The 16,130-nt window shown below is 37.4% G+C and carries 11 protein-coding genes, 1 other RNA gene and 3 pseudogenes; 10 read left to right on the top strand and 5 right to left on the bottom strand.

From position 1 onward, the window contains the following. Positions 1–101: 101 nt before the first annotated feature. The 5 genes and pseudogenes from F985_RS17690 to F985_RS17675 all read left to right on the top strand — a co-directional run. Positions 102–1,253 carry an EmrA/EmrK family multidrug efflux transporter periplasmic adaptor subunit gene (locus F985_RS17690; protein ID WP_004703258.1) on the top strand — a complete coding sequence of 384 codons (1,152 nt, stop codon included), beginning with the start codon at positions 102–104 and terminating at the stop codon, positions 1,251–1,253. A gap of 6 nt (positions 1,254–1,259) precedes the next feature. Then, positions 1,260–2,783 (top strand): DHA2 family efflux MFS transporter permease subunit, encoded by a 1,524-nt coding sequence (locus F985_RS17685; RefSeq protein WP_004703256.1) that lies wholly within the window; start codon positions 1,260–1,262, stop codon positions 2,781–2,783. A 304-nt stretch (positions 2,784–3,087) separates the two neighbouring features. Then, positions 3,088–5,073, top strand: coding sequence for a gamma-glutamyltransferase (gene ggt / locus F985_RS17680; RefSeq protein WP_004703254.1), 1,986 nt, complete (start codon positions 3,088–3,090; stop codon positions 5,071–5,073). Positions 5,074–5,233: 160 nt separating this feature from the next. After that, positions 5,234–5,592: a transfer-messenger RNA gene (gene ssrA / locus F985_RS25335) on the top strand. 196 nt (positions 5,593–5,788) lie between these two features. Further along, positions 5,789–6,511, top strand: a pseudogene (locus tag F985_RS17675) (DUF6035 family protein); the annotation flags it as partial. Positions 6,512–6,554: 43 nt separating this feature from the next. On the opposite strand, the gene F985_RS17670 reads toward F985_RS17675, so the two are convergent. Beyond that, a protein-coding gene (locus tag F985_RS17670) for an IS3-like element ISAba22 family transposase (protein ID WP_085945708.1) occupies positions 6,555–7,720 on the bottom strand; the annotation gives its coding sequence in 2 pieces (ribosomal slippage) (positions 6,555–7,462 and positions 7,462–7,720; 1,167 coding nt in all). A gap of 62 nt (positions 7,721–7,782) precedes the next feature. Between F985_RS17670 and F985_RS0104570 the strand changes: the two are divergent. From F985_RS0104570 to qatD, 5 genes and pseudogenes are all read left to right on the top strand, one after another. Beyond that, a pseudogene (locus tag F985_RS0104570) lies at positions 7,783–8,487 on the top strand (DUF6035 family protein); the annotation flags it as partial. A gap of 102 nt (positions 8,488–8,589) precedes the next feature. Beyond that, on the top strand, positions 8,590–10,383 hold the full coding sequence (locus F985_RS17660) for a KAP family P-loop NTPase fold protein (protein ID WP_004703246.1): 1,794 nt from the start codon (positions 8,590–8,592) through the stop codon (positions 10,381–10,383). Positions 10,384–10,409: 26 nt separating this feature from the next. Further along, positions 10,410–11,174 carry a hypothetical protein gene (locus F985_RS17655; protein WP_004703244.1) on the top strand — a complete coding sequence of 255 codons (765 nt, stop codon included), beginning with the start codon at positions 10,410–10,412 and terminating at the stop codon, positions 11,172–11,174. Next, the gene (qatC, locus tag F985_RS17650) at positions 11,167–12,495 is read left to right on the top strand and encodes a Qat anti-phage system QueC-like protein QatC (protein ID WP_004703235.1); all 1,329 of its coding nucleotides are present in this window, start codon (positions 11,167–11,169) and stop codon (positions 12,493–12,495) included. The genes F985_RS17655 and qatC overlap by 8 nt, the downstream gene beginning before the upstream one ends. After that, positions 12,495–13,235, top strand: a complete 741-nt coding sequence (gene qatD, locus F985_RS17645) for a Qat anti-phage system TatD family nuclease QatD (RefSeq protein ID WP_004703234.1) — start codon at positions 12,495–12,497, stop codon at positions 13,233–13,235. Before qatC ends, qatD begins: the two co-directional genes overlap by 1 nt. A 28-nt stretch (positions 13,236–13,263) precedes the next feature. On the opposite strand, the gene F985_RS17640 is transcribed toward qatD, so the two are convergent. The 4 genes and pseudogenes from F985_RS17640 to F985_RS17625 form a co-directional block, all read right to left on the bottom strand. Further along, on the bottom strand, positions 13,264–13,542 hold the full coding sequence (locus tag F985_RS17640) for a DUF6953 family protein (protein WP_004703233.1): 279 nt from the start codon (positions 13,540–13,542) through the stop codon (positions 13,264–13,266). A gap of 290 nt (positions 13,543–13,832) precedes the next feature. Next, a complete protein-coding gene (locus F985_RS17635) occupies positions 13,833–14,267 on the bottom strand; it encodes a hypothetical protein (protein ID WP_081401321.1) in 435 nt (144 codons plus the stop codon). A gap of 189 nt (positions 14,268–14,456) precedes the next feature. After that, positions 14,457–14,642, bottom strand: a pseudogene (locus F985_RS25925) (hypothetical protein); the annotation flags it as partial. A 106-nt stretch (positions 14,643–14,748) separates the two neighbouring features. Continuing rightward, positions 14,749–16,095, bottom strand: coding sequence for an OprD family outer membrane porin (locus tag F985_RS17625; RefSeq protein ID WP_004703229.1), 1,347 nt, complete (start codon positions 16,093–16,095; stop codon positions 14,749–14,751). Positions 16,096–16,130: the final 35 nt, after the last annotated feature.

The following is a 16,130-nucleotide window of genomic DNA, read 5'->3' as shown; positions in this document are numbered from 1 at the left end:
TTTGACAATGCGATATGTCTTGTTTATAGAAAAATAAAAACTCTATAACAAGGTGTAGTGCGAGATTGATGGCAAAGCCAACTCATCTTTAGGAACATACCATGACTGATGCACAAAGCAATGTACAAGAAACAGTGCCAACAACATCTGCCTCGGATGACAACAACCAAAACAAGCGCAAAAAATTTCTTGGTTTTTTTGCGCTCATTTTATTGATCGCCGCTATTTTGTATGCAATTTGGGCATTATTTTTAAATCACTCTGTAAGTACAGATAATGCCTATGTCGGTGCAGAAACCGCGCAAATTACCTCAATGGTGAGCGGTCAGGTCGCTCAGGTTTTGGTAAATGATACTCAAACAGTTCATCGGGGTGATGTGCTGGTTCGTATTGATGAACGTGATGCCAAAATTGCATTGGCTCAAGCTGAGGCAGAACTTGCTAAAGCAAAACGCCAATACAAACAGACTGCGGCAAACAGTAGCTCTTTAAACTCCCAAGTTGTGGTTCGTGCCGACGAAATTAACAGTGCCAAAGCACAAGTTGCACAAGCACAGGCCGACTACGACAAAGCTGCTTTAGAACTCAACCGCCGTACGCAGCTTGCTGCCTCTGGTGCGGTATCTAAAGAAGAACTCACCAAGGCACAAAGTGCAGTGGAAACAGCTAAAGCAGGGCTAGAGCTTGCTAAAGCTGGTTTAGCGCAAGCGTCTTCGAGCCGTAAAGCTGCTGAAAGTACTTTAGCTGCTAACGAAGCCTTAATTCAGGGTGTAAGCGAAACATCGACTCCGGATGTACAAGTTGCGCAGGCTCATGTTGAACAAGCACAGCTTGATTTGGAGCGTACCGTGATTCGTGCGCCAGTTGATGGTGTTATTACGCGCCGCAATATTCAAGTTGGTCAACGTGTTGCACCGGGTACGAGCATGATGATGATTGTGCCGCTGAACGAGTTATATGTAGATGCGAACTTTAAAGAAAGTCAGTTGAAAAAAGTCCGTCCGGGTCAACCAGTGACACTGACTTCAGATTTATACGGTGATGATATTGAATATCACGGCAAAGTGGTAGGCTTCTCTGGTGGTACAGGCTCTGCCTTTGCCTTAATTCCGGCTCAAAACGCAACAGGTAACTGGATTAAAGTGGTTCAACGCTTACCGGTTCGTATTGCACTTGACCCGAAAGAACTTGCTGAACACCCACTACGTGTTGGCTTGTCGATGGAAGCAAAAGTCGACTTATCTGCGAAGTAAACGCTTATGAAAACGCAAACACCTTTTGCCGAGTTAAGCGGTGGCCGTTTACTACTGGCAGCGTTTGTTATTGCCTTGTCGAACTTTATGGTCGTACTTGATACGACCATTGCCAACGTCTCTGTACCACATATTACCGGGAACCTTGCTGTTTCAAGTACACAAGGGACATGGGTTGTTACGTCCTATGCAGTTGCAGAAGCGATTTGTGTACCTTTAACAGGCTGGCTTGCGGGCCGTTTTGGAACGGTTCGGGTCTTTATATTTGGTTTAATTGGCTTTACGGTCTTTTCTTTCCTGTGCGGTTTGGCAACATCGCTAGAGATGTTGGTATTTTTCCGTATTGGACAAGGTCTGTGTGGCGGCCCGCTCATGCCACTCAGTCAAACCTTGCTTATGCGTATTTTCCCTCAGGAAAAACATGCACAGGCCATGGGTCTATGGGCAATGACGACCGTCGTTGGGCCAATTTTAGGACCAATTTTAGGCGGTCTGATTAGTGACAACTTGTCTTGGCATTGGATCTTCTTTATTAACTTACCTGTCGGTATTGTCTGTGTATTAGCAGCAATGCGCTTGTTAAGAGTGGCTGAAACAGAAACCATTTCTTTAAAAATTGATACCGTTGGTTTAGGACTGTTGGTACTTTGGATTGGTGCGCTACAACTCATGCTCGACTTAGGGCACGAACGCGACTGGTTTAATAGTACCAGCATTGTGGTATTAGGCTTAACTGCTGCCATTGGCTTTGTGGTGTTCCTGATATGGGAGCTGACCGACAAGCACCCCGTCGTGGATGTCAAAGTCTTTAGGCATAGGGGCTTTGCCATATCGGTACTGGCCTTATCACTTGGCTTTGGCGCGTTCTTCGGCAGTATTGTACTGATACCGCAGTGGCTGCAAATGAACCTTTCCTACACTGCGACGTGGGCTGGTTATTTAACTGCAACCATGGGCTTTGGTAGTTTGACCATGTCACCGATTGTGGCAAAGCTTTCGACCAAACATGACCCACGCGCACTTGCAAGTTTCGGTTTGATTTTACTGGGTATAGTGACCTTAATGCGGGCATTCTGGACCACAGATGCCGACTTTATGTCACTGGCTTGGCCGCAAATTTTGCAAGGTTTTGCTGTACCGTTCTTCTTTATTCCACTGTCCAACATTGCGCTTGGTTCAGTACTCCAGCAAGAAATTGCATCTGCTGCGGGCCTCATGAACTTCTTAAGAACCATGGCAGGGGCGATTGGTGCTTCAATTGCAGTCACAGTATGGGACGACCACGCTAAAGTTGCCCGTAGTGAAATGGTATCAAACCTGAACCCAACTGAAGTACAAAACAACCTTTTGCAAAATGGTTTTACGACTGACTCGACGCTTGGAATCATTTCTAACCTTGTCGATAAAGAAGCCATTACCATGTCGGCAAACCATGTATTTTTGCTGTTTGCGATCGTGTTTGTCTTTGCGGGATTAGTGATTTGGCTGTGTCCAAAACCTAAACAGGTCAGCGGCATGCCTTCTCACTAAACATAAAAAAAGCATCTCTTCGGAGGTGCTTTTTTTAGGCTTACTAAAAAATGAGTGAATTTATAAATAGCAGATTTTGCCTACATTAAAAGAAATAAAACATGCCAGAATTGGGCAAATCAGTTATAAAAGAATGTGATATCAAGCAAGGAGGCACAACACAGGGCACAGCGTAAATAGCCTAAATCATTTAATATTATTAAAACTTTATTTTTATCAAAGATTAAAAAACTGAAGACCTGAAAACAAAGAAGCTTGCATGGCAATTGCATGGATAGGCAGGCGTATATATTGGAGTTATCACGTGAATAAAAGATATTCATTTTTGTTCAGTAGTTTATTAGCAGTCGGTTTATTACAAGGATGTGGAGATGACTCCTCGTCAGATCAGCCCAAGGATGATTCAAATACAACCCCGCCCAATTTAATTGTAGATAATGACACAACCAGTTGTAGCAAACTGGCACAAGACGGTTCCAACGTGGTGGTCGGTTCAAACCAAAATGGTGACCCCGCCGCGCCAGAAGGTGCATCGGGTTATAGACTCGGTAACACTGTTAAATACGCAGATAAATATATGGTGGTGGCAAATACACCACTCGCGGTAAAAGCAGGTTGTGATGTTTTAAGAGCAGGTGGTAGTGCAGTCGATGCAGCCGTAGCGGTACAAGCGGTATTGGGTTTAGTCGAGCCACAGTCGAGTACCATTGCTGGTAGTGGTTTTATGATGTATTACGACGCTAAAACCAAAAAAGTCACGGCTTATGATGGCCGTGAAACTGCACCAGCCGCAGCCAATGAATATTATTTAATTCGCCAAGATATATATGATCCAAATTCACCAGCACCTGTACCAAGTGCGCGCCGTAGTGGTCGCTCGATTGGTGTGCCGGGGGTGATGCGTTTGCTTGAACAAGCACAAAAAGAACATGGCAAACTCAAGTGGAACCAGCTTTTTGGTGAAGCGATTGGTTTGGCTGACAACGGTTTCCGTATTCCAGGGCGTTTGGCAGATGCCATTGCAAGTAATGCAAGCAATTTAGCACTCGATGCAAATGCAATGGCAACTTATTTCTACCCAGATGGATCACCGCGGAAAGTCGGCGAGACCATGACCAATAAAGCCTATGCAAAAACGCTTGAAGCACTCGCCACGCAAGGCGCAAATGCGTTGCACATTGGTCCGATTGCACAAGCGATTGTGGCAAAAGCAGGCCAAACACTAGGGGATGACCCAGCAAGAACTCCAATTACTCCAAGCTTGATGACCTTGCAGGATTTATCGAACTATCAGGTTAAAAAACGTGACCCGATTTGTACGACGTACCGTGACCGTTACTATGTGTGTACCATGCCGCCTCCATCTTCGGGAGGGATTGCAGTTGCGCAAACGCTGGGTATTTTAGAAAACTTTGATATGTCGCTTTATCCACCTAAAAACCCTGAAAATGAAGGTGGCGTACCTGATGTGATGGGTGTGCATTTAGTGTCTGAGGCAGAGCGTTTGGCCTACGCCGACCGTGATAAATATGTGGCAGACACTGACTTTGTCGCTTTACCAGCACAAGGCATTCCAAGCTTTATTGATAAAAATTACTTAAAGCAACGTGCAGCATTAATTAACCCGAACCAAAGTATGGGTGTTGCACCAGCAGGTAATTTCAACCCAGCTTCGGGTGTCGACACGACTGTTGAACACGGTACAACTCAGTTCACGATTGTAGATGCCTATGGCAATGTAGTTTCAATGACATCGACGGTTGAATCGAGCATGGGTTCATTCCACATGGTGGATGGTTTCTTGCTATCGAATCAATTAACTGACTTTAGCGCTAACCCGCTAGACAGCACTGGGGCACTGGTTGCCAACCGTGTAGAAGGCGGCAAACGTCCACGGAGTACCATGGCGCCAACCTTAGTGTTTAAAGGCACTACGCCAGATGAGTTTTATATGGCAACGGGTTCACCAGGTGGCGGTACCATCATTCAATATGTGGTTAAAACTTTGGTCGGTGCGCTGGACTGGAACTTAAATGCACAGCAGGCCACTTCGCTTGTAAACTTTGGAGCGACCAATAGCAAAAACACCAATGTGGATAGCTCGAATGTGCAGCTTTCCTTACTTGATTTGATTGAAGGCTTAAAAGCAAAAGGGCATGGCGTTGCCAACACTGCGCAAACCAGCGGTATTTCAACGATTATGAAAGTAAACATTAATAATCAGAGTAAATACGCAGGTGGGGTAGACCCACGCCGTGAAGGTATCGTGTTAGGCAATGGTGCTTTATAGACCAACCTTTAAAAAAAGCTGTCATTTTTGGCAGCTTTTTTATGTAGCCCTTGAAAAAAACAAAAGGCTCTCCATTATGTAAATATGTTCATCATTAGCGGACTGTTGATAAAATGCACAGTATTTTATTTTAGTTATGCTATGATGTTCAGACATTCATGGGGATGTTATTGGCTTCGACGCTGGTGATGAAACTCATAGATGCATGCCGAGAGCGCATTTTCTCTCGTAAATCAAATTTGCATATTTTAGTCGCAAACGACGAAACTTACGCTCTAGCTGCCTAAGGGCAGTTTGTCCGCTTCCTAGAATACTTGTGGTTTAGGAACCCGACCGTAGCGCACGCACACAAGTCCGTATAGAGTCAAGCCTCGGGGCTTTATACCAAACTTAGAGGATCGCACTTTGTACCCTGTTCGTCGGGTCACTTAGTGTTAAAACAATAGACGATATCTAAGCATGTAGTATTCTCGAGCGTAATGCTGGCGGACGCGGGTTCAACTCCCGCCATCTCCACCAAGATTCGTGAAAAGCCCTGAAACGTAAGTTTCGGGGTTTTTCTTTTTTAATAATTAAATTAATTAATAAAAATCTAATTCTTTAGTATAGAAGTTAATAAAAATCTAAATTTTTCTATATTATAAATAGAAGAAATATAATTTAAAGAAACTTATTTTTTAATTAAAGACGTAATAAATTACTTATGGGGGATGCAATGAAGTTGGAATATATTTTTGATAATGTTAAAAAAATAAGGATTGATATAGATCTCTTTTTTCAACAGTCAGAGATGGAACTAACCAAATGGAGAACCCAAATTAGAGAGGTATATAAACGTGATAAAAATAATCCTCGTTTTACTTGCTCGTTTTGTGAATCTCCAGTAACTCTTGCTCGTCGTACGGATCATATGAGTTTGCAGAACTCACCAACATTTTTCTTTAAACATTTTCCAGAATTTGAGAATAATCCACAATTTTCTTGTCCAGTTAAAGATATAAATAAGTTATCAATACAAGAAAAAAATATTTTAAAGTATAAAGTAGCTAAGGAGAGCCAAGAACATAAATTTCTTAAATACAATATTGAAAAGAGTCTTAAAGTTGATAAAGATTTTGATAATATCAGAGTTGAAGGTATATGTAAGAGTATTGACTTATCTGAATGGCGTAAACCTGATGTATCTGCTTTTTATCTAAATAAATTAATAGTATTTGAAGGGCAGCTTTCAACTACATTTTTAAATATTATAATAGATAGGAAAGTTTTTTATCAAGATAATAATGCTTGTCTGATATGGATTTTTGATCGGTTTAAACCTACTGAAAAAGTTATGAAACAATCTATTCAAGATATCTATTATAATAATAATGGTAATGCATTTGTTGTAGATAATTTTACATTATCAGAGTCAATTAAAGAAAAGAAATTTATATTAGTGATATACGCTGAATTATCAGGAGACTTTCCCTTGGGAGATTCTAGGCAGCCAACTTATAAAAGTCTTCGGCCATTTGATTTGGTGTCTTAAAACCCAAACCCTTTTGAATTCTTCGATGATTATAAAATAATTCAATGTATTTTATAATATCTGCTTTGGCTTCTTCTCTGGTTTGATAGTTGTAATGATGCACTAACTCATTTTTCAGTATTCCCCAAAAGCTTTCAATCGGTGCATTATCGTAACAGTCTCCGCGCTTGCTCATTGAACCTTGAAAACCATATTGCTCAAGTATATTTCGATATTCATGGCTGCAATATTGACTTCCTCTGTCTGAATGCACAATCAGTTCTTTGGTTGGTTTTTGATTGTGAATAGCCATATTTAGCGCATTACAAACAAGCTGTGTTGTCATGCGCTCATTTAAGCTATAGCCAACCACTTGCTTCGTGTAAAGGTCTTTTACCGCTGCTAAGTACAGCCATCCTTCAACAGTCCATATGTACGTAATATCACTTGACCATGCTTGATTTGGTCTAGTCATTGAGAATTGTTGCTCCAGCAGGTTTTCATAGATCGCTCGATTATGGTCACTATTCGTAGTCCTTTTAAAACGCTTGTGTCGCTTACAATACAGGTGGTTCAGCGCTTTTATCTGACGTACAGCGTACATACTCATTTTTATGCCCTGAGCTTGTAAGTATTTGGTTAATCGAATATAACCATAGCTCTGCTTTGTCTCCTCATGGGCTATTTTCACCAATATCGTCTGTTGATTTCGTTGAATCGTTCTTTTGCTCACGCCTCTCTTGGGCCAATCATAAAAACATGAAACTGAAACATGAAGTAATCGAGCCATTAAGGTAATTGGAAAAGAATATCTTTTTTGTTTCATATAGGCGTACCTTACTGACTTTCTTTGGCAAAGTACGCTGCTGCCTTTTTTAAAAATTCACGTTCCATTTCAGCTATTTTGAGCTGTTGTTTGAGTTTTTTATTTTCTTCGAGTAGAGCGTTTAGATCAGGTGAATACTGTTTTGTACCTGCTAAAGTTCCAGCCTTTGCTTTGGTATTCCAATTTGAAAGAGTTTGCATTGAAATGCTAAGTTGTCTGGCTGTTTCCGAGACATTGCCTTGATTGGCTTCAATTAATTTGATGGCTTCAGCTTTAAATTCTGTGGTGTAAGTCTTGTGTTTCTTGCTCATGGTAAACTCCTGATGAGTGTGTTTAGTTTACCAAGTTAAAACCTCCTGTTTTTTCAGCACACATCATAGAATGTAATTACTTAAAACCAGCAATAAAAAATAATAAAATAGTAAATAAATGGGAGAAGAAATTTGTTAGTTTTAGAGATTTAATTTTAAATAAGGAAACTAATCAAATCTATTACTTTGACTATGAGTCAGAATACTTTGCTCTCAAGAAAAAATTAGGTTTACGGATAGATTATTTAGAAGAAGATAGAAAAGTAAATTTAAAAGATAAAAATGAATTGCTTAGAGAGTTTATTGATTTATGGCATAATACTCGATATCTTTCAGAAGCGCAATTTAATACTAAATGGTTTTTAATTTATAGTGACTTGGAAAAGTTAAATATTAGTGTGCCAAAAAATATCTTAAGGTCTCCTTTTAAAACAGTGATTAACTCGATTTTAAGTGCAAAATTAGGATATGTCATAGGTTATCAAATAACGGATTTGGTTGGTGTTGCTCAAAATTTAATGGAACATCACCCTGAATATATAAAGCACTTTTTACTTACTTTGAAAGTAACCAAAAAAAATAATTTACTTAAAAATGATTTAGTTAAATATGAAAGATGGAGTAGAAGATATTCAGAATATATTCGACAGCCTGATAGTTTGAAGATATATAAACATGACTTAAATGATTTCATAGAGTTTTTAGTTCCTGAGTTTGAAGGTAGGTTAAGAGAATGGGGTATGAATATTATAGAAGTTAAAAAATAGGATAATTCTCTATTGTAGTTTAATATTTTTTTAAGTATGTTTGTTGGATTAAATTAAAAATAAATCTTTTTAAATATTTTTGTTTATTTTTAGGGTGAGAGAATGTGGTCTGATATTGAGTCAAAACAGGATTTTTTAAATTATTCTGAAGCTTCTGAAATTGTTGTTAATGTTTTAAAAAAACCTAATATGCTACCTATCTCGATAGGGGTTTTTGGGTCTTGGGGAACCGGAAAATCTACAATTCTGAATTTGATTGAGCAAAAATTAGCGCCTGAAAAAAATGATGATTATATTATTATTAAATTTGATGCATGGCTTTATCAAGGATTTGATGATGCGAGAGCATCATTGTTAGAAGTTATAATTTTAGAAATTGCAAAATTAGTTAAGAATAATCAGACACTTTTAGATAAAACAGTAAAAATTAGTAAAAGAATAAATAAGTTACGACTTTTAGGTTTAATGGCAGAAGGAGCTGCTTGGTTATCAGGAGTCCCGACGTTTGGCGCTACCTATAAGGCGATAGAAGCAATTGGAGACGGTATTAAATGTCATGCAGATGATAAGGATGCAGAAGCAATTTCTAAAATAATTAAAGATGGAGAAACGAATTTAAAAGAAATTTTAAATAAAGAAGCAGTATCAGCTCCTAAAGAAATATCTGCTTTAAAATTAGAATTTGAAGAGTTACTTTTGGAATTTGATAAGAAAATTATTGTATTTGTTGATAACTTAGATAGATGTTTGCCAAAGCAAACTATACAGACGTTAGAATCATTAAGATTATTTCTATTTATGAAAAATACAGCATTTATAATTGCTGCTGATGAGGATATGGTTAGGCATGCTGTTAAAGAACATTTTAATGGTATAGATGAAAAGCATATTACAGATTATTTAGATAAATTAATTCAGTTCCCAGTTAAAGTTCCTAAAATTAGTACACGTGAAGTTAGAGCCTATTTATTTTTACTATATGCCTCTATTCATGAACTCTATGGAAACGAACCTGAAAAATTAGAACGTTTAAGAGTTGGGTTAGAAAAAAATTTACGTCTTGCTTGGAAAGAAGAACCTATCAAAGTTGAGCAAGCTTTAGCACTATTGGATTCAAAAGCTTGTACAACATTAAATCTTTTAACAGATTTTACTGTAGCGGACCGTATTGCACCTTTATTAGCTTCTTCGAAAAATGTGGAAGGAAATCCACGAATAGTAAAACGTATGCTGAATGTGATTAGTATGCGTAATATGATTGCTAGTGCACGTCAAATGCCTATTGATCTTAAGCTTATTGCAAAAATGGCATTATTTGAGAGATGTTGTAAATCTACAGCTATATCAGTGCTTTATAATGAAATAAACTCTACAGCGGATGGTAAGCCAGATTTATTCAAGCAGCTAGAAACTATTAAAGATGATATTGAAACATTTGAAGAAAAACTACCAAAGGATTGGAAAGAATATAAAGACTTTCTTTTTGATTGGATTAATTTAGAACCACCAATCGGTGATAAAGATTTAAGACCTTTAGTCTATTTAAGTAAAGAAACTGTACCACTTCGAATAGTTTCTAAAGGATTATCTGAAATTGCTGATAGTGCTTATAGATTATTAATAAGAACATCAAAGGTATCTTCGCCATCTGCTATTAAAGCAATTGGAACAATTCCTCAAGGTGAGGAAAAGGATGTGATGCGTTTAATTTTAGAAGAGCTAAATCAGCATACAAATTGGAGTGCAATACCTTCAGGTTTTGCTGGTGCTCTTTTATTAGCTAAAGAGTTAGAAGAAACAAGAACCCAGTTTAAAGGCTTTATTTCACAGGTTATGCCGAAACCTAGGCCTTGGTTTCTAAGTTATGTAAAAGAAGAAAAGTGGTTTCATAACTAATTAAGAGTTAATCAATAGGAGGAAATATGGGGACATCAACTTCAAGTAAAGGGCCAAATGGAAAGACGCCCCTAGTACCATCTTGGGCAAATGAACAAGGAGGGGCAATTGTATGTGGAATAGACAATAATTTAGGTGATTTTAGAGCATATTTAGGTAAAGCAGCTAATAAACCATCTGGTCCAAACGGTACAAACTTAAGAAAGGCTATCGGTCATTATGCAAAGAATGCTACAGGTGGAAAATCGATAGCTCCTAAACGTTATCAAAAGCTTATTGCTACTGGTGGAAGCTTATTTGATTTATTCAAAAGTATTCAAGTTGGTAATGATTATTTAGATCTTAAGATATCCGATCTTAATGGTCAGTCCATAGATATTGTAATTGATAAAATCATAGAACATCTTTTAGTTATCGATGGTGATTCTGAACGTATCAGGGCAAGTTTGAATCAATCTTTGGCCGAATGTTTAAATGGTGAGGAAGATTTTGATTTCAATAAAATTTCTAGTGATACAATTATTGATTTAATGTTGAGATATACGCAAGAGTATTTATTTCAACAAATTATATTAGATTCTAGAGCTGCTTTTGATAAAGCTGACACGCCTGAAAATATTGCTAGTCTTGAAGAGGATCTTCATTCTTTAATTAAGTCTTCAGTTGATAAACATATGAGTACACAATTAAAGGATGGTACAAATTCATTAACAAGAAAAGATATTGAAAGGATTCAGATGAAAGCATTAGAAGATATTTGGGGTGAGTGGGAGAGTTATTTAAATGATTGAGCTTTATTTTGATACAGACAATACAAAATTACCACTAATGACGGATAAGCTTTTGCCAGTTTATATGTTTGGCAGATCAGCAGTTTCTGGAAAATATAATAGTATTGGTGGCGCTGCTTTATTAGAATTTAGACGTTTACAAGAAGAAGCTGATGAGACAGCTTTTGATTTAATGATGTTATCATTAGCCGTAACAGCCGCAGATACTTTTGTAGAGAGAGATAGTAGAGCTGAAGATGCCTGGTGCCGACAGTTCAAGATAAATCTTCCTCTGTTAAATCCAACTTTATGGGATGGACAGAAAAATTTGTTAAAAGAAGTTTTACATTTTCTGAGTGGTGATTTATGGGATTTCGAATTTAGACAAAGTGATTTTGTAATACCAAGAATGATGAATGGAGGCATTCGAACGAAGAAAATATACATAAAAGGGCATGATTCAGTTTGTTTATTTTCCGGAGGATTGGATAGTACAATTGGTGCAATAGATTTAAAAGCTCAAGGCAAAAAATCAGTTTTAGTTAGCCATGCATATCCAAAAGATCGACAAAAACAAGATCATGTATATCATGATCTAAAACTTAATAATGCTAGATTTCAAGTAGTGGCAAATCCTCGGAAAGTTAAAGAAATTCCTGCCGATGTTCAAATGCGAACACGTAGCTTCAATTTTATTGCTTTTGGTGCTCTAATTGCTACGGCTCTAAGTAAAAATCATTTTTCTAATAAAATAATTAAACTTTATATTCCAGAAAATGGTCTTATTTCGATTAATCCACCACTCACTCCTCGACGTATCGGAGCATTAAGCACAAGAACGACACATCCTTATTTTCTTCAAAAGTTGAATATACTTTTTAAGAATGTAGGATTACCAGTGGAAATAGAAAATCCATATCAATATAAAACTAAAGGTGAGATGATGCTTGAATGCAAAGATCAATCATCTTTGAAAAAAATTGCTGCAACTACTGTATCATGTGGTAAATGGAAGCGATTTGGAATGCAATGTGGCAAATGTTTACCGTGTTTAATTAGACGAGCTTCATTTGATAAGTTCCAATATAAAGATTTAACTCAATATCAGTATTCTCATTTAAGTGATGTAGTAAAACATGCTAATAAGAGAGATGATGTAATGTCTATGGTGATGGCTATTCATAAGATTAGAGGCTCTTCTAATACCAATCTTTGGGTTGCAAAATCTGGGTTTTTACCAACAGAGCCGAACGAAAGACAGCTAATTATTGATACTGTTTTGAGAGGGTTTAAAGAGGTTGAACAATACCTAAAGAAAGAAAATTTAGGTATAAATATTTAATGCTGCCACTTATCGATTTTCATTGTCATCTAGATTTGTATGACAATCCACAAGCTGTAGTTACAGCTTGTGGAAAATCAAATTATATTTTATCAGTTACTACAACGCCTAAAGCTTGGTTTGGTACAAAAAAGCTTGCTGAAAATCATAAGCGAATTCAAACTGCACTTGGATTACATCCTCAAATTGCTCATGAGCGTTATGAAGAGTTAGATTTATTTGACTTATTAATAAATGAAACAAAGTATATTGGTGAGATTGGTTTAGATGGTTCTACATCTTTAAAGCCTCACCAAAATATACAAAGTAAAGTATTCAAGCATATTTTGCAAAAAGCTAATAACTCTTCTACTAAGATATTGACTATTCATAGCCTTAACGCTGTAGAAGCTACTTTAGAAGCCCTAGATAATTATTTTTATAACGGTATTCCAGTTCTACACTGGTATACGGGTAAAGAAAATGATCTAAGAAAAGCTATTGATAGAGGTTATTGGTTTTCGATCAATCAGAGAATGTTAACAAGCGATAGAGGTAGGCTGCTTGTAAATCAAATTCCTAGAAATCGTATATTAACTGAAACAGATGGACCCTTTATAGCTAGTAAAAATCGTCCGATTCAACCGGCTGAAGTTATGCCTGTTATTATTAGACTGAGTGAGATTTGGAAAGAACCTCAAGAAGTTGTGATAGCTCGGATTTTCGAAAACTTAAAAAATCTTTTACAGACTATTCATTAAAAAAAATTATGAAATTTTGAAAAAGATTTTAGTATGTTTGTTGACGGCCTTCATATTTTTCATCTTCGTATAATCTACGCCACGCCTTTTCTGATCGCATCCATATCACTTCTCCTTCGGTCAATTTTCGAAATTCTTTTAAAATATTTTTGGCAATTGTTAAATTTCCATTCTCACTTTCAGAAACAAAATCATCTCCAAATAACTCTTGGATTTCCCATACAGCATATTCAGGGTAGAGGAACTCTTGTTCATCTAATTCGTTAACCATCCATTTTGCTACATCGATAGCAGTTATATTAATCATGATTGGGTTTTATTCCTTCTTCTTAAATATTGATTATATCAATATAAAATCTAATTTTAAGAAATAGATTTTGAATTGATTCATTAATTTTTTTAATACTGTGTCTATATAAGAAATAATGAAATCCTCCGAATCAAAATACACTTGTCACAACAGAACCTTAAGTTTTTTCATCGACTTGGGGTAGAACCCTATTACAACTACTCTTACTTTATTTTTAGAAGGGCAACCATCCCACCAAAATTATCAATTAAAAAGCCACTTATGATAAGTGGCTTTTTAATGACTCATTATTTACGGCAATCGTCAGGTCCTAACTCATCTTTGGTATAAGAAGAATTTATTTTTCTCACCCATGTTTGTTCTTTGTTATTTAACCAAGCATAAATATCTTTATAGATATCTTGTTCTTCGGGAGAAATTACATCTTTAGTTTCACGTACGAATTTCGCCATCCAGCAGATTTCATTCAACTTACGAGTATTCAAACTTTCTTCAATAACATAACCATTTCCAGCTTCTTCTTCAAAAGCCTTTAATATATTTGCATTTGTTAATGTTGCATAAACAAATGATTTTGTGACATCACTATTTTTTTCTTGAAGGGCATATCTGTACACTCGGTAATTTGTAATTATTACATTGACGGCGCCACGCCCTGCATTAACTAAAGCTTCTCTATCGCTATTTATTTTGGAATTTGCACAACCATTCATGAAAAGCATAAACAGAAGGACACAGATAAATTTAATATAAGTCCTGTTCGCCGACATTATTTGGATCTCTATTGTAATCTCTGTTTTTCATATCGAAAGGCCCTGAAAAATTTAGGGCCATTTTATGGAATAATTATTTACGACAATCATCCTTACCTAATTTATTTTTACCACTAGACTCATTTCATCAATATCAAATTACTTTAAATTGACACACTGTAATTGGCTTAAGTAATCTTTGTCTGAGCTGAGTCTTTTAAGATAAATTGGTTGATAAGATAAAGCACGCTTAGTGTCTTCTTGCAGGCTGGGTGGAGCTTTTTTCATATCAACAAGTGTCGAATATTTTTGAATAAATTTATTCATAATACAAAGTCCATCTACGAGATTTGCTTATAAAACATTTTTTGACTGCCACAAAAGCATATCTAGCTTAATTCCATAAGCGGAAAGGCGGTTTTTAAAGCTAAGCGTTGAGCTTAGCTTGAACTTAAAATGTATATCGGTAATTAATTAATACTCGGTGCTGGTCCCAATCTTTACGGGTCATACCATTTATTTTTTCACCTAGGTTTGCATTTTCAAACTTTGACTCATAATGCAAAAATGAATAACGTACATCTAAGTTTTTCACCCACGGCAAGGCATAACTCACCGTAAAGTCAAAGTAACGCTCTTTACCTTCAATATCACTGCTAATGTTACTTTGGTGAGCGCCAAAGCCATAAATATACTTCGCTTCGGTTTTTAAACCTTTGACGTAGTCTTTCCAGTTATATTTCAGCCGAAGCGCAACGGCGGTTTCATCGTTATTGGTAAAGTCGGGGCCAATGGTCGAAGAAGTCGGAAACGGGTTGGTGCCGTGGTCTTGCGTCAAAACTGAGTTGCGGTCAGAGTGCACGGCAAAGTTATCTTCAATCCAAAACCCATCAAACTTTGAAACGGCAATGCCGCCTTCGAGATTATTCTTGGCCACATTTACATCGACAAAATAACCATTCCCGCGGTTGTTAATGTCTTGGCCTTTGACACAGTCTAGCTCGGTTTCGGCACCACATTTAAACAGCTTGCCATCGTCACGCGTGAAAAAAGCACCTGTATTGAATGTCCACACCAAGCCATGAAAGGGCAATTTATATTGAGCAATTGCCCCGTACTTTTTTAAATAATCTTTGCTATTTAAATACTCGGCATTCAAGCTCCAGTTTTTGTACTGATATTTGGCACCGAGCAAACCGACATAATCAATGCGTTCGTCATTTTCAGTGATCAGTTTTTCAAAACTGTCCATGCTGCGCGGTTTCCAGCGGTCATAGTAAGCAATGTAAGTCTGTAGCTGATCATTCAGTTGAAACTGACCACTCGCTCCCGAAAAAGTGTCGGGCACCGCGCGGTTATTGGTGCTTTTAAGCAACAGCGAATCTTGCAACTGACGGCCTAATTTAATTTCGCCTTTGTCGCCGAGTTTTGCCTTGATGTAGAGCTGCCCCAAAGTCGCAAAGTTTTGATCGAGCTTGCCGTTATTTTCGACCTCTAAAAGCTGAGCGCTCGGCTTGCCAGAGTCAAATAACTTGGTGACTGCATAGAGTGAGCCATCTACTCCAAGCCAGTCCCACATGTACGGTGATTGATAATTTAACTCAAGCCCTAAGGCACTTTGTTCATATTCACTCGACGAAGGCGAAGGGTTGGCAAGCGTGGGGTGGGCGGTGCCTTCATCGTTCCAGTAACGGGTGTTGAGTTTTAATTCTAACTTGCCAAATTGTTGAGGAAGCTCTGCATACGCATTGCTCACACTGCCTAGACCAATACAGCCCCATAGCAAATATTTATTCATTTTAAATTCCTTTTTTTAAGCATGAATAAGCCCTT

It is taken from the genome of Acinetobacter seifertii (assembly GCF_000368065.1).
GTDB lineage: Bacteria > Pseudomonadota > Gammaproteobacteria > Pseudomonadales > Moraxellaceae > Acinetobacter > Acinetobacter seifertii.
This window is presented reverse-complemented; position numbering and strand designations above follow the sequence as displayed.

Coding starts and splice junctions, on each gene's coding strand:
- F985_RS17690 (WP_004703258.1), top strand. CDS start 102: ATGACTGATGCACAAAGCAATGTACAAGAAACAGTGCCAACAACATCT.
- F985_RS17685 (WP_004703256.1), top strand. CDS start 1,260: ATGAAAACGCAAACACCTTTTGCCGAGTTAAGCGGTGGCCGTTTACTA.
- F985_RS17660 (WP_004703246.1), top strand. CDS start 8,590: ATGTGGTCTGATATTGAGTCAAAACAGGATTTTTTAAATTATTCTGAA.
- F985_RS17655 (WP_004703244.1), top strand. CDS start 10,410: ATGGGGACATCAACTTCAAGTAAAGGGCCAAATGGAAAGACGCCCCTA.
- qatC (WP_004703235.1), top strand. CDS start 11,167: ATGATTGAGCTTTATTTTGATACAGACAATACAAAATTACCACTAATG.
- qatD (WP_004703234.1), top strand. CDS start 12,495: ATGCTGCCACTTATCGATTTTCATTGTCATCTAGATTTGTATGACAAT.
- F985_RS17640 (WP_004703233.1), bottom strand. CDS start 13,542: ATGATTAATATAACTGCTATCGATGTAGCAAAATGGATGGTTAACGAA.
- F985_RS17635 (WP_081401321.1), bottom strand. CDS start 14,267: ATGCTTTTCATGAATGGTTGTGCAAATTCCAAAATAAATAGCGATAGA.
- F985_RS17625 (WP_004703229.1), bottom strand. CDS start 16,095: ATGAATAAATATTTGCTATGGGGCTGTATTGGTCTAGGCAGTGTGAGC.